This window comes from Roseovarius salis (assembly GCF_044472985.1).
Classification (GTDB): Bacteria; Pseudomonadota; Alphaproteobacteria; order Rhodobacterales; family Rhodobacteraceae; genus Roseovarius; species Roseovarius salis.
Window position 1 is genome coordinate 15,418 of the sequence record NZ_JBISDG010000042.1, and the last position, 12,235, is coordinate 27,652.

General features: G+C 66.6%; 16 protein-coding genes. 6 read left to right on the top strand and 10 right to left on the bottom strand.

From position 1 onward, the window contains the following. Positions 1 to 6 precede the first annotated feature (6 nt). Genes ACH13J_RS15185 through def (ACH13J_RS15200) form a run of 4 tightly spaced genes read right to left on the bottom strand, consistent with a single transcriptional unit; the run spans position 7 to position 2,230 of the window. Positions 7 to 249, bottom strand: coding sequence for a hypothetical protein (locus ACH13J_RS15185; RefSeq protein ID WP_397544196.1), 243 nt, complete (start codon positions 247 to 249; stop codon positions 7 to 9). A 9-nt stretch (positions 250 to 258) separates the two neighbouring features. Further along, positions 259 to 1,164, bottom strand: a complete 906-nt coding sequence (gene fmt / locus ACH13J_RS15190; RefSeq protein ID WP_397544197.1) for a methionyl-tRNA formyltransferase — start codon at positions 1,162 to 1,164, stop codon at positions 259 to 261. Positions 1,165 to 1,220: 56 nt separating this feature from the next. Next, entirely contained in the window at positions 1,221 to 1,715 is a 495-nt protein-coding gene (def, locus tag ACH13J_RS15195) for a peptide deformylase (RefSeq protein WP_397544198.1), read from the bottom strand. Continuing rightward, positions 1,712 to 2,230 carry a peptide deformylase gene (gene def / locus ACH13J_RS15200; protein WP_397544199.1) on the bottom strand — a complete coding sequence of 173 codons (519 nt, stop codon included), beginning with the start codon at positions 2,228 to 2,230 and terminating at the stop codon, positions 1,712 to 1,714. Before def (ACH13J_RS15200) ends, def (ACH13J_RS15195) begins: the two co-directional genes overlap by 4 nt. A 98-nt stretch (positions 2,231 to 2,328) precedes the next feature. Here def (ACH13J_RS15200) and ACH13J_RS15205 point away from each other — a divergent pair, with 98 nt between their 5' ends. Continuing rightward, positions 2,329 to 3,501 carry a PatB family C-S lyase gene (locus tag ACH13J_RS15205; RefSeq protein WP_397544200.1) on the top strand — a complete coding sequence of 391 codons (1,173 nt, stop codon included), beginning with the start codon at positions 2,329 to 2,331 and terminating at the stop codon, positions 3,499 to 3,501. Between the two features lie 10 nt (positions 3,502 to 3,511). Here ACH13J_RS15205 and ACH13J_RS15210 read toward each other — a convergent pair whose 3' ends face one another. After that, complete coding sequence (locus ACH13J_RS15210) at positions 3,512 to 3,862, bottom strand: hypothetical protein (protein ID WP_397544201.1); 351 nt, start codon at positions 3,860 to 3,862, stop codon at positions 3,512 to 3,514. A gap of 230 nt (positions 3,863 to 4,092) precedes the next feature. Between ACH13J_RS15210 and ACH13J_RS15215 the strand changes: the two genes are divergently transcribed. Next, positions 4,093 to 5,082, top strand: coding sequence for a glutathione S-transferase C-terminal domain-containing protein (locus tag ACH13J_RS15215; RefSeq protein WP_397544202.1), 990 nt, complete (start codon positions 4,093 to 4,095; stop codon positions 5,080 to 5,082). A gap of 30 nt (positions 5,083 to 5,112) precedes the next feature. Here ACH13J_RS15215 and ACH13J_RS15220 read toward each other — a convergent pair whose 3' ends face one another. After that, positions 5,113 to 5,517 (bottom strand): (R)-mandelonitrile lyase, encoded by a 405-nt coding sequence (locus ACH13J_RS15220; protein ID WP_397544203.1) that lies wholly within the window; start codon positions 5,515 to 5,517, stop codon positions 5,113 to 5,115. Positions 5,518 to 5,728: 211 nt separating this feature from the next. Between ACH13J_RS15220 and rpmB the strand changes: the two genes are divergently transcribed. Then, entirely contained in the window at positions 5,729 to 6,019 is a 291-nt protein-coding gene (gene rpmB, locus ACH13J_RS15225; protein ID WP_397544204.1) for a 50S ribosomal protein L28, read from the top strand. 58 nt (positions 6,020 to 6,077) lie between these two features. Here rpmB and ACH13J_RS15230 read toward each other — a convergent pair whose 3' ends face one another. Continuing rightward, a complete protein-coding gene (locus ACH13J_RS15230; RefSeq protein WP_397544205.1) occupies positions 6,078 to 6,767 on the bottom strand; it encodes a Sir2 family NAD-dependent protein deacetylase in 690 nt (229 codons plus the stop codon). Between the two features lie 43 nt (positions 6,768 to 6,810). Between ACH13J_RS15230 and ACH13J_RS15235 the strand changes: the two genes are divergently transcribed. Further along, entirely contained in the window at positions 6,811 to 7,272 is a 462-nt protein-coding gene (locus tag ACH13J_RS15235) for an arsenate reductase/protein-tyrosine-phosphatase family protein (protein WP_397544206.1), read from the top strand. A 167-nt stretch (positions 7,273 to 7,439) separates the two neighbouring features. Next, positions 7,440 to 8,123, top strand: coding sequence for a cysteate racemase (locus ACH13J_RS15240; protein WP_397544207.1), 684 nt, complete (start codon positions 7,440 to 7,442; stop codon positions 8,121 to 8,123). A gap of 25 nt (positions 8,124 to 8,148) precedes the next feature. On the opposite strand, the gene ACH13J_RS15245 is transcribed toward ACH13J_RS15240, so the two are convergent. The 3 genes from ACH13J_RS15245 to ubiA are packed head-to-tail and all read right to left on the bottom strand — an operon-like array spanning position 8,149 to position 11,427. Beyond that, the gene (locus tag ACH13J_RS15245) at positions 8,149 to 8,475 is read right to left on the bottom strand and encodes a hypothetical protein (RefSeq protein ID WP_397544208.1); all 327 of its coding nucleotides are present in this window, start codon (positions 8,473 to 8,475) and stop codon (positions 8,149 to 8,151) included. Then, positions 8,462 to 10,402: an OmpA family protein gene (locus ACH13J_RS15250; RefSeq protein WP_397544209.1), complete on the bottom strand. Its 1,941-nt coding sequence runs from the start codon at positions 10,400 to 10,402 to the stop codon at positions 8,462 to 8,464. Before ACH13J_RS15250 ends, ACH13J_RS15245 begins: the two co-directional genes overlap by 14 nt. A gap of 59 nt (positions 10,403 to 10,461) precedes the next feature. Further along, complete coding sequence (gene ubiA, locus ACH13J_RS15255) at positions 10,462 to 11,427, bottom strand: 4-hydroxybenzoate octaprenyltransferase (RefSeq protein WP_397544210.1); 966 nt, start codon at positions 11,425 to 11,427, stop codon at positions 10,462 to 10,464. Between the two features lie 11 nt (positions 11,428 to 11,438). Here ubiA and ACH13J_RS15260 point away from each other — a divergent pair, with 11 nt between their 5' ends. Continuing rightward, positions 11,439 to 12,191 carry a 16S rRNA (uracil(1498)-N(3))-methyltransferase gene (locus ACH13J_RS15260; protein ID WP_397544211.1) on the top strand — a complete coding sequence of 251 codons (753 nt, stop codon included), beginning with the start codon at positions 11,439 to 11,441 and terminating at the stop codon, positions 12,189 to 12,191. Positions 12,192 to 12,235: the final 44 nt, after the last annotated feature.

Consider the following 12,235-nt stretch of genomic DNA (forward strand, 5'->3'; position numbering starts at 1 on the left):
CGCGCCCTACCTGCGTTTGCGCCAGTGGGTCGGCACGATGATCAGCGCCCCCACCGAGGAGATGATCGCGTCGATCCCCGGCGGGCCGAACCCCAGGCCGAACATGATGCGCACGAAGTAGAACAGGAACGCCCCGCCGACGCAGATCACGACCGAGGCGAGATATCCGTTGCGCGTGAACCCTGATTTCTCGCTGACATACCCCACGATCCCGGCGATCACCACGGTTCCGAAAAGCTGCAGGAACATGCGCGCCCCCTAAAGCCGCGTGCCCGGCGGCAGCGAAGTGCCGCGCAGGAACTCCTGCGCGCCCTGCGGCCCCCGGCCTGCACGTTGCAGGCGCAGGATCTGCACGGCGCCCCGTCCGCAGGCCACGGTCAACGCGTCGTCCAGCACCTCGCCCGGCGGGCCGCACCCCTCCGCCAGCCGCGAGGCCAGCAGCTTCACGCGCTGCCCCGCGACTTCGATCCAGGCGCCCGGGAACGGTGAAAGCCCGCGGATCTTGCCATCGACCTCCCCGGCCGGGCGCGTCCAGTCGACGCGCGCCTCGGCCTTGTCGATCTTGGCGGCATAGGTGACACCCGTCTCGGGCTGGGGCTCGGGGGTCAACGTTTCGAGGCCATCAAGCGCCTTGATAACCAGATGCGCCCCCATCGCCGACAGGCGGTCGTGCAGGTCTCCGGCGGTATCCTCCGGCCCGATCGGCGTCGCCTCGCGCAACAGGACAGGCCCGGTATCGAGTCCCGCCTCCATCTTCATGATGCACACCCCGGTCTCGCGGTCGCCGGCCATGATGGCACGCTGGATGGGGGCCGCCCCGCGCCAGCGCGGCAAGAGCGAGGCATGGACGTTCAGGCATCCATGCGCCGGCATGTCCAGCACTGCCTGCGGCAGGATCATGCCATAGGCCACCACCACCGCGACATCCGCCCCCAGCGCGGCAAGCGCTGCCTGCTCCGGCGCGCCCGAAAGGCTGCCGGGATGGCGCACCGGCAGGCCCATCTCCTCCGCCCGGACCTGCACCGGGCTCGGCCGCTCCGTCTTGCCGCGGCCTGCCGGGCGGGGGGGCTGGCAATAGACCGCCGCAACCTCGTGCCCTGCCTCGACCAGCGCCTCCAGAACCGGCACCGAGAAACCGGGCGTCCCCATGAATATCACTCGCATGCCCGCCCCTTCTTCTTGGCCCAAATACCCGTTTCCCGCCGGTACGGCCCGCGCCGTCACCCGGCCTTGCGCGCCTTGCGCAGCAGCATGTCGCGCTTCACCCGGCCCAGACGGTCGAAATACATCCGCCCGTCCAGATGATCGATCTGGTGTTGAACGCTGGTGGCCCAGAGCCCGACGAAATCGCGCTCCTCCAACGTGCCCGCGGCGTTCAGGAACCGCACGGTTACCGCCCTGGGACGTTTCAACTCGGCCGACACGCCGGGCAGGTTGGGGCTGGCTTCCTCGTGTGCGCGTAGCTCGATGCTGGCATGCAGCACCTCTGGGTTCGCCATGCGCACCGCCTCGCCGCGCCCGGTGCTCGCGTCCACGACCGCCAGCCGCTGCATCACGCCGATCTGCGGGGCGGCCAGCCCTACGCCGGGCATCGCCTCCATCGTTTCGATCATGTCGTCCCAGATGGCGCGGGTGGCCTCCGTGACCGTCTCGACCGGCACGGCGGGGGTGCGCAGCCGCGCATCGGGCCATCGCAGGCAGGGCCTGACCGTCACGCGCGGGCCTTCTCGCGCTTGAGCTTCTGCATCCTGCGGGTGATCATCTGCCGTTTCATAGGACCGAGATAGTCTATGAAGAGCTTGCCGTTGAGATGGTCGATCTCGTGCTGCACGCAGGTGGCCCACAGACCGTCGAAGGTTTCCTGCCGCGGCGCGCCGTCACGGTCGATCCAGCGCACGTCCACGGCCTCGGGCCGCGTGACCTCGGCGAACTCCTCGGGGATCGACAGGCAGCCTTCCTCGTAGGTGTTCTTCTCGTCCGAGGCCGCCACGACCTCGGGGTTGAACATCACCAACGGCCGGGGCTGCTCACCCTCTTCCTTGACGCAATCCATGACGATCAGGCGGCTTAGCACGCCCACCTGCGGCGCGGCCAGCCCGATGCCGGGCGCGTCGTACATCGTCTCCAGCATGTCGTCGGCCAGTGCGCGCAACTCGTCTGACAGGTCGTCGACGGGCGTGCACAGCTTTTTCAGCCGCGGGTCGGGGTGGATAACGATCGGACGCTTCATCCCCTTTCATTTAGGCGAAGCCGGCATCGACCGCAACGCCCCTTGCGCCCGCGAACGAGTGCGATAGCTTCGCCCGACCCGATCAACCGGAGCCTGCCATGAATTTCGACGAGATCATCGACCGCCGCGGCACCAATTCTGCCAAGTGGGACCGGATGGAGGCCTATAGCGGCGTCTCGCCCGAGGACGGTATCGCCATGTGGGTCGCGGACATGGATTTCCGCGCGCCGGATTTCCTGCAGGAGGCCGTCGGCGATCTCATGGACAAGGCCAACTACGGCTATTTCGCCGGCGATGACGCGATGAACGAGGCCGTGTCGTGGTGGATGAAACGGCGCCATGGCTGGGCCGCCAGCCCCGACTGGATGTCGAGCACCTACGGTCTGGGCCACGCGATCGCGCTGTGCCTCGAGACGTTCACCGAACCGGGGGATGCGGTGGTCATATTCACCCCCGTCTACCACGAGTTCGCCAAGAAGATTAACCTTGCCGGACGGGTCGTGCACGAAGCCCCCCTGCGGATCGAGAACGGCATCTATCACATGGACCTCGACGCGCTGGAAGCGACGCTCACCGGGCGCGAACGGGCCGTGCTCATCTCTTCGCCGCACAACCCGGCGGGCCGGATCTGGACGGTCGAGGAACTGCAGGCCCTGGCCGGAGTGTGCGAGCGGCATGACCTGCTGATCCTTGCCGACGAGATCCATCACGACCTCGTCTTCCCGGGGCAAAGCTTTACGCCGTTCCTCGTCGCCGCGCCCTGGGCCGCCGGCCGCACCCTGATGATGACGGCCGCCTCCAAGACCTTCAACACCGCGGGGGCACGGCTTGGCACGGTGACGATCCCCGACCCGGAGATGCGCAAGCGCTTCAGGCAGGCCTTGTTGTCCCACCAGACCCAGCCGAACCTGCTGGGCGTCGAACTGACGCGCGCGGCCTATTCCCCGCGCGGCGCCGAGTGGGTCGATGCGCTGGTGAACTATCTGGATGACAATCAACGGATTTTCCGTGCGGGAATGCACGCGATACCCGGGCTCACGGCAATGCCGATGCAATCGACATACCTTGCATGGGTCGATTTCGCGAATACGGGCATGGGCATGGACGAGGTGCTTCACCGGGTCCACGGTCACGCGCGTATCGCCCCGTCGGTAGGCGCGGAATTCGGCACCGGCGGGGAAACCTTCCTGCGGTTCAATCTTGGCATGCCGCGACAGCGTGTCGAGGAGGCGGTGAACCGTTTGCAGGACGCGTTTTCGGATCTTCAGTAAACCCTGGCCGTCACCCCGGCCCGATCAACGCGACGGGTTGGTTGGCATCGCGTTCGAAATCCAGCGGCTGCTCGCTGTTCGCACCGGTCAACTGCTTGTATTCGAAACGTATCTCGTCACCGTCCTCGTCCGACGCCACGATGAGGCACTGCGCCAGATGCCGCGCGCCGTCATACAGGTCGACCCGACCCCGCAAATGATATGCCGCGTCCCTGTCGAGCGAGAACCCGCCTTGCCATGCCTCGATGACGCGGTAGCAGTCATTCCCCGCGTGCACGCGCAGGCGATGGCTGTTTTTCCAAGCCTTTTTCCGGGCGTCGTCCAGCCCGGCCTGAACATCCGGTGGAAGATACGTCGTCATTTTCAGCCCCAAGCCGGTACACACCTCCTTGATCCCGTGATTCGCCGGCCGCGTCACGCGGTTTCTGGTGTCGCCGGCACGTCAGGATGTGTCCGCCCGGGCGACGTGGCACACAAGCGACAGGCATGTGTGCAGCCCCGCACGACGCTTGCGCATCCATCCACCTAGGCAGAGGGCAAGCCGCCACCCACCTAGGGCGGCCAGAGCTTTCAACACCGCGGAGGTGTGGCATGGGACAACTGGTCAATGGAGTGTGGCGCGACGAATGGTACGACACCGCGTCCACCGGCGGCGAATTCGTCCGCTCCACGTCGGCGTTTCGCAACTGGATCACGCCCGACGGCAGCGCGGGGCCGTCCGGCGAGGGCGGCTTTCCGGCCGAAAGCGGGCGCTACCACCTCTATGTTTCCCATGCCTGCCCCTGGGCGCATCGGGCAATGATCTTCCGCACCCTGAAGGGCCTGCAGGAACATGTCGACGTTTCCGTCGTGCATCCGGACATGGGATCGGACGGCTGGGAGTTGCGCGACGACTATCCCGCCGCCACCGGCGACCGCCTGTATGGGCTGCCCTACCTGCGGGATCTCTACCTCAGGGTCGATCCTCGAATGTCGGGCCGCGTGACGGTGCCGGTGCTGTGGGACACCAAGCGCGAGACGATCGTCTCCAACGAGTCCGCCGAGATCATCCGGATGTTCAACTCGGCCTTCGACCACCTGACCGGAAATACCGATGATTACTGGCCCGAACGTCTGCGCGAGGGGATAGAGAAGCTGAACACGCGGATCTACGAAACCATCAACAACGGCGTCTACAAGGCGGGGTTCGCCACCTCGCAGGCGGCCTATGACGATGCGGTCCTCCCCTTGTTCGACAGCCTCGCGCGGCTCGAGGCGCTGCTTTCGGAACAACGTTACCTGATGGGTGACCGAGTGACGGAAGCCGACTGGCGGCTGTTCACCACGCTGGTCCGTTTCGATCTGGTCTACCACACCCATTTCAAGTGCAACCGCGCGCGGATCGTGGAGTACCCGAACCTGTGGGCCTACGTGCGCGAGCTGTACCAGTGGCCGGGCGTGCGCGAGACGGTGCATTTCGATCACATCGTGCGCCACTACTATGTCAGCCACACGATGGTGAACCCGCACGGTATCATCCCGCTGGGCCCGCAGCCGGATTTCGACGCGGCCCATGGGCGCGCGGCGACGGGCAGCGGATGACACGCGCCGCCATCCGGCCGGGTCCGCCCGTCATTCCGGGGCGCGCCGGTAATCCTCTTCGCTCACATGCTCCAGCCAGTCGGCAGCGCGGCCGCCCTCGGCCTCCTGGATGGCCAGATGGCTCATCATCGTGCTCGGCCCGGCGCCGTGCCAATGCTCCTCGCCGGGCGGAATCCAGACCGTGTCCCCGGGGCGGATGACCCGCGGCGCCTCGTCCCGCAATCCGACGAGTCCCACGCCCGACAGGACGAGCAGGGTCTGGCCAAGCGGATGCGTGTGCCATGCAGTCCGGGCGCCGGGCTCGAAGGTCACGCGAAGGGCGCGGACCCTTGCAGGCTCCGGCGGCTCGACAACCGGATCCTGCCAGACGCGGCCGGTGAAATAGTCAGGGTTGGCGATGCGGCTTTCTCTTGTGCCTGCTTTCATTATGTCCATGTTGCTTCCCTTCGCCGTTGCCGTGCTGCAGTAAAAGGGCAGCCTAACCGTGCACCGCAGCGGTTCAATCCGTATTTTCCGGCCCGAATCCCTTGACGCCCCATGTCATTGGCCGTAAAGACCGCGCACGGATTTCGGGGCGCCGCCGCGGGTGGTGCCCGTTTGTATTGAGCAGGGCCCGCGCGCCCGCCCCAAGACGAGGAAAAGCCCCATGTCGCGTGTGTGCGAACTGACCGGAAAACGCCCCATGGTTGGCATGCATTCCAGCCACGCTAACAACAAGACCAAGCGCCGGTACCTGCCGAACCTGAATGATGTGACCCTGCAATCCGAGGCGCTTGGCCGCGGTATCAAGCTGCGCATCTCGGCATCGGCACTGCGGAGCGTCGATCATCGTGGCGGGCTCGACGCCTTCCTCGACAAGGCGAAAGACAGCGAGCTTTCCCCCGCCGCTCTGAAGGTCAAGAAAGAAATCGCCAAGGCCCGCGCCGCAAACGCCTGACCGGGCGGCGACCGCCAACCTGCAGGAACCCCGCCCGCCACGGCGGGGTTTTTCGTTTTCAGCGCAGCAGCTCCTCGACCCAGGCCGGCACGATCTCGCTGGCCGGGCCGTGGCGCTGCTCGTGGAAATCAGCCGAGGCCGCCGATGCTTCGAGGTTGAGTTCAACCGTGTGCGCCCCCATCCGCCGGGCGTGCTGGCCGAACGCGGCGGCCGGATAAACCTGTCCCGACGTGCCGATCGCGGCGAAAACGTCAGCGTCTGCAATAGCCGCGTCTATGCGATCCATGCCATGGGGCATCTCGCCGAACCAGACGACATCGGGGCGGGTTGCCTGCGCGGAACAGCCGGGACAGACATCCCCCGGCGACATCATCGGCGGCGCGGTCCAGCGGTGGCCACAGGCATGGCAGAGCGCACGGTCGATCCGGCCATGCATGTGCACGACATTGCGGCTTCCGGCGGCCTCGTGCAGCCCATCGATGTTCTGCGTCACCACGAGCGTCTCGTCGGCATGACCGGACTCCAGCCGGGCCAGCGCCAGATGTGCCGGGTTTGGCGATGCCTCGGCCGACTGGGCCCGGCGGGCATTGTAGAAATCATGCACCAGCCCCGGATCACGGGCAAATCCCTCTGGCGTGGCGACATCTTCCAGCGAGTACCGCGTCCAGATACCGCCATCATCCCGGAACGTCTCCAGCCCGCTCTCGGCGGAAATGCCGGCGCCGGTCAGGATCACGATCTTTCCCATGGCTCCTCCTTGCCTTATGCCTTGAACCACAAAGGAGGCGCCCATGACCACCCGGATTCTTTTCGTCTGCCTTGGCAACATTTGCCGCTCGCCCGCGGCACAGGGTGTCTTTCGCGCACGCGCGCCCGGTGTCGAGACCGACAGCTGCGGCACCGGCGACTGGCATCTGGGCGAACCGCCCTACGGCCCCATGCGGCAGGCGGCGTCGGCACGCGGTTACGACATATCGGACATGCGCGCCCGGCAGCTGCACCCGCGGGATTTCGACGGCTTCGACCTCATCATCGCCATGGATGACACCAACCTGCGGAATATCGAGGCGCTGCGCCCGACGGGTAACGCAACGCCGGTCCGGCTGTTGACGGACTACCTTGCCGACGCGGAGGCCGATCACGTGCCCGATCCCTACTACACGCGCGATTTCGACGGTGTCCTGGATCTGATCGAGCGCGCAGCAGAGGGGCTGGCATCACGGCTTTCATCCATGCCAGAAACGAATCGTTGAGGAAAAAGAGGCTTCACGCACCGGCGACGATGCGTATTGTTCGGACATTCCGGGCATGGGGCCCGTGACGACACCGAGAAACGAGCCGGAATGACAGACCTGATATCCTTTCAGCCACATCCGCGCACTCCGGCGCGGCGGAAACCGACGCTGATGTGCGGTGCTTCGTGAAACCCGTCGGGATCATCGGCGGCATGGGACCCGAGGCGACGGTCCTGCTGATGCAGAAGGTCCTGCACGCGGTTCCCGCCCGGGACGACGCCGATCACATCCCGCTGCTTGTGCATCAGAACCCGCAGGTGCCCTCGCGGATCAACGCGCTCATCAAGGGGGACGGCAAAGACCCGATGCCCGTGCTCATCTCGATGGCGCAGGATCTGGAGCGGGCGGGCGCGCAGGCGCTGGCCATGCCCTGCAACACCGCCCATCACTATGCCTTCGCGATGACCCACGCCACCAGCCTGCCATTCCTCGACATGCTGGAGCTGACGGCCCGGACGTTATCAGCCCACGGCGCGGAGCGCGTGGGCATGCTCGCTTCTCCGGCGACGCGGTTGACGGCGGTTTTCGACCCGTATTTCGAGCGCCAAGATCTCTCTGCGCTGTGGCTGGAGGATGACGCGCCGCTGCTGGAGATCATACGCGGCGTGAAGGGCGGTGCAGCCCACACCGAACTTGCCCCGCGCCTCGAGGAGGCCGCGGCAAAGCTGGCGGACGCGGGGGCAGATCACCTGCTCGTGGCCTGCACGGAACTGTCGCTGCTTGCCGATACGCTGCCGGAAACACCGCCGCGGACGGACAGCCTCGACTGCCTGACCTCGGCCATCACGCGGTTCGCCAAGTCCGCCTGAGTTTCGTTCAAATCGATGCGGCCTGTCAGCCGACGCGCTGGCGTTCGAGTTCGGCCCGCAGCGCCTCGGCCTCGCCCCGGGCCTCGCGCAAACCATCCATCGTGGCCGAAAGCTCGGCCTCCGTCTGGCTGAGTTGTTTCGTCAGCTCCGCCTCGCGCTGCTGCAGGTAGGTGATCGCCTGATCGCGGGTTTCCTCGGCCTCGTGAAGCTCCTGCGCCATGCGCTCCAGTTCGCCCACGCCCGACTGCGACACGCGGATGAAGCGGTGCACCAGCCAGTTGGCGAACCAGCCAAGACAGAACGCCACGAACAGAATCGCGGCGGTCACGAGTATGAATTCAGTCCTGTTCATCCGACGGTTCTTCCTGCGCTTCGTTGCCGGCTTCGGTATCGTTTCCTGCCGGCTCCTGTTCCTGTTCGGCGGCGACTTCGGTGTCGGCCTGGGCCGTCGTCTCGGCCTCGGCGAGGTCCTCCGGCGTTATCACGTCGAACTCGATCCGGCGGTTGGCCGCACGCCCCTCCTCGGTGCCATTGTCAGCGATGGGTTGGCTTTCTCCGTAACCCACGGCACTGATCGAGGCGGTCAGGACGCGGCGCATGCGCAGCTCGTTCAGCACGGTCTGCGCCCGTTCCTGGCTGAGACGCTGGTTCATCACCTCGCGCCCCTGGCTGTCGGTGTGACCGCCGATCTCCATGGTGATCTCGCCGCAATCCTTCAGGATCTCCGCAATCCGGTCCATGATCTCGGCCCCTTCCGGGTCGATACGGGCCGAGCCGGGCTCGAAGGTGATTTTCCGCTCTTCCTGCACCGCGGCGATACGTTCCTCGCACTCCTTGGGCGTCGGCAGGTTCGCCACCGGGTCCAGGGCTTCCTCGTAGCGTACGTCGATGGTGAACTGCGCGCCCTTGCCCAGCTTCTCGGACAAAAGGCCGGATATGGCCGTTCCGGCCTCGGATTGCCCGGTCGCACCGCGGATCGACAGATCGTCCGGCATGACCCTGACCGCCCCGTTGGACAGGTGAGACAGGGCATCCAGCCCCGCAAGGATGCGCAGCGTCCATTCCTCCGGCAGGCCATCGGCCACGCGGGCGGTCATGTGAACACCGTCGGACGTGAAGCGCGCACGGGCGAAGCTGTCGATCAATTTGCGATCGGCGGCACTGGCGACCCGCCCGCGCAGCTGCACCAGCCCCTCCGGCGACAGCGTCGCGGTGAATTCGGGCGTTTCCGGCGCGCTCTCGTCCGGTGGTTCCGGCAAGGTGGCGTGGAGGGCGAACACCTCCGGCAGGTCGGATTCCAGCGTCCCGACCACGTCATCGAAACGTTTCTCCGCCGTTCCTTGCGCCGCGACCAGCGAGATGTCGGCGTCGGTAAAGGTCAGCTTTCCCTCTCCAAGCCGGGCAAGGGCCTCGATCGCCCGTTCGGCAGCCGCCCCCCATTTCGGAGACGGCACGCCCAGCCCGATGACGCAATCCGCACCACCCTCGAGACCGGCAGCCCGCGCGGCGGCAACGATACGCTTGCGCGCCGCCTCGGTATCGGCCGAACACGCGTCGAACCGTGCCTCGCCATCATCGATCACGAAACGCAAGGTGAACGGGGTGATCACCGGGCGCGGCGCCGAGATGTTCAGGGCCAGCTTGATGTCCTCGGGCACACGGCGCGACAGGTCAGCCTCGATCTCGGCCTTGGCGGCCGCGCTTTCGGTCATCGCGGTGACGGCCACGCGCTTGGCATCCACGGATATCTTGGTCCGGTCGAGATCCTTGAGCGAGCGCAGCGCATAGCGTGTCGCCGCCTCCCAGGTTTCGGGCGTGGGATGGTCGGCGGATTCGAGGAAATCAGCCACCGGTGCTCCGTCGCTGGCAGCCCTGACCTCGGCCACGAAACCGGCGCGGTCCATGGAGGCGGGCACGAGACCGATCAGCGACACGCCGCTTTCGTTGCGCAGGATCTCGATCGAGAAGCGCGGCGGCGCGATGTCGTCGCGCTCGCGCACCAGCATCTGGTCTATGACCCTTGCCGCGTCCACGACCGCCCGGGCTGCCGAAAGCGCCTTGAACCGGCTGGCCTCGGACGGCGTCGTTCCCGCCAGGAATATCTGAAGTCCGTTGGTATCGACCTCTGCCCAGTGAACGCCGGCATCGTCCAGTTCGGCCCGGACGCTCTTTTCCGACGTATCCTCGACCACCGTCGCGGCAATGCGCGCGCTTATGACGCTGAGTGTTGCCGCCGCCAGAAAGGTTCCGGCAATGGCGAGTATGGCAGAAAGACGCATCGGCCTCGGGCTTCTCTTGCTTACCGGACGTGTTTAAGTCCGCCGGCGCGGGAGTTCAATCAAAGGAAAAGCGCGGCGGCGAAAAACGGCAGGGGCAGCAGGCCTGCATCGCGGTTGGACCGGAACAGCATGAGCAACGTGTCGGAATCGTCCATGTCGAAGCGGCTCAACTGCCAGTGAAGATGCCATCCGAAAGCGAGCGTGCCCAGCAGGGCCAGCAGCGCCGCCGGCCATCCCTCCACGCCCAGGGCAAGGATCACCGCCAGCCCCTGCAGGGAAACGGCGGCCACGAGGAACCGCCGCAGCCACACGGGCGAGCGCGCCCCGAAAAGACGCGCCGTGGACTTCACGCCGATCAGCGCGTCGTCCTCGGCATCCTGATGGGCATAGATCGTGTCGTAGAACAGCGTCCAGCCCATGCCCGCCAGATAGAGCACCACGGCCGGCCACTCCAGCCGGCCCGTATGCGCCGTCCATGCCAGCAACGCGCCCCAGTTGAACGCCAGTCCCAGAAAGACCTGCGGCCACCAGGTAAAGCGTTTGGCGAACGGGTAGATGCAGACCGGAACAAGGGCGACGACGCCCAGAAGGATCGCCGCAGCATCGAAGGTCAACAGGATGGCGAACGCGGCGAGCGACTGCGCCACGAGCCATGCCAGCGCCCCGGCGACGCTGACCTGTCCCGCGGGGATGGGGCGCAGCGCGGTTCGCGATACCGCGCCGTCGATGTCGCGGTCGGTGATATCGTTCCACGTGCAGCCCGCGCCGCGCATGAGGATGGCACCGAGTCCGCACCCCGCGAAGATCCAGAGATCGTGCCACGTGACCCGCCCGTCATGCAGCATGGCCAGCAACAGCCCCCACCAGCACGGCAGCAGCAGCAGCCAGGTTCCTATCGGGCGATCAGCCCGCGACAGCCGCAGATAGGGACGTGCCGGAACCGGCGCCCAGCGGTCCACCCAGTTGCCCTTGACGGCGTCGGCAACCGTGCCCTGCGGCTCTGGCGTCTGGTCGATCCGGGTCATAAGGTAGCCCCATGAAAGATGCGAAGGTCAGGCTGTATGTAGATCACCCGCTCGGGCAAGGGCAAACGGTTCCGCTGGACCGGGACAAGGCGCATTACCTTTTCGGCGTGATGCGCCTGGGGCGTGGTGACGCCCTGCGGGTGTTCAACGGGCGGGACGGCGAGTGGCTGGCCCGGATCGAGGAGACGGGCAAGCGGGGTGGCACCTTGCGGGTCGAGCGTCAGACCGCGCCGCAAGGCAACCCGCCGGATCTCTGGCTGCTCTTCGCCCCGATCAAGAAGGCGCGCACGGATTTCATCGTGGAGAAGGCGGCCGAGATGGGAACGGCCCGCATCCTGCCCGTGCAAACGGAGTTCACCAACGCCGAGCGCGTCCGGCGCGAGCGCCTGCAGGCCCACGCCGTGGAGGCGGCCGAGCAATGCGGCGGCACGTTCGTGCCGGAGGTGGCCGAGTTGCGCAAACTTGACCGCGTTCTCGCGGACTGGCCCGCGGAACGGCACCTGATGTTCTGCGACGAGGCGCTGGCGGGCGGCTCATCCGCGCTTGCCGGTGTCACGGCGCGCGAGGAGGGCGGCCAGGCCCGTGGAGCGCCCTGGGCGATCCTCGTAGGACCGGAGGGCGGGTTTTCCGAGGCCGAACGCCGCCGCCTGTCGGCGATGCCTCTTGCCCACCCCGTCGCGCTCGGGCCCCGCGTCCTGCGCGCCGACACGGCGGCCGTGGCGGCGATGACGGTCTGGCAGCTGGCCCTTGGGGACTGGCGGTGAGCTTCGTCCGTCCGGAGGCGCGCGCGGCCCTCTGGCGCTGGCGC

Coding starts and splice junctions, on each gene's coding strand:
- ACH13J_RS15185 (WP_397544196.1), bottom strand. CDS start 249: ATGTTCCTGCAGCTTTTCGGAACCGTGGTGATCGCCGGGATCGTGGGG.
- fmt (WP_397544197.1), bottom strand. CDS start 1,164: ATGCGAGTGATATTCATGGGGACGCCCGGTTTCTCGGTGCCGGTTCTG.
- def (WP_397544199.1), bottom strand. CDS start 2,230: ATGAAGCGTCCGATCGTTATCCACCCCGACCCGCGGCTGAAAAAGCTG.
- ACH13J_RS15205 (WP_397544200.1), top strand. CDS start 2,329: ATGAATTTCGACGAGATCATCGACCGCCGCGGCACCAATTCTGCCAAG.
- ACH13J_RS15210 (WP_397544201.1), bottom strand. CDS start 3,862: ATGACGACGTATCTTCCACCGGATGTTCAGGCCGGGCTGGACGACGCC.
- ACH13J_RS15215 (WP_397544202.1), top strand. CDS start 4,093: ATGGGACAACTGGTCAATGGAGTGTGGCGCGACGAATGGTACGACACC.
- ACH13J_RS15220 (WP_397544203.1), bottom strand. CDS start 5,517: ATGGACATAATGAAAGCAGGCACAAGAGAAAGCCGCATCGCCAACCCT.
- rpmB (WP_397544204.1), top strand. CDS start 5,729: ATGTCGCGTGTGTGCGAACTGACCGGAAAACGCCCCATGGTTGGCATG.
- ACH13J_RS15230 (WP_397544205.1), bottom strand. CDS start 6,767: ATGGGAAAGATCGTGATCCTGACCGGCGCCGGCATTTCCGCCGAGAGC.
- ACH13J_RS15235 (WP_397544206.1), top strand. CDS start 6,811: ATGACCACCCGGATTCTTTTCGTCTGCCTTGGCAACATTTGCCGCTCG.
- ACH13J_RS15245 (WP_397544208.1), bottom strand. CDS start 8,475: ATGAACAGGACTGAATTCATACTCGTGACCGCCGCGATTCTGTTCGTG.
- ACH13J_RS15250 (WP_397544209.1), bottom strand. CDS start 10,402: ATGCGTCTTTCTGCCATACTCGCCATTGCCGGAACCTTTCTGGCGGCG.
- ubiA (WP_397544210.1), bottom strand. CDS start 11,427: ATGACCCGGATCGACCAGACGCCAGAGCCGCAGGGCACGGTTGCCGAC.
- ACH13J_RS15260 (WP_397544211.1), top strand. CDS start 11,439: ATGAAAGATGCGAAGGTCAGGCTGTATGTAGATCACCCGCTCGGGCAA.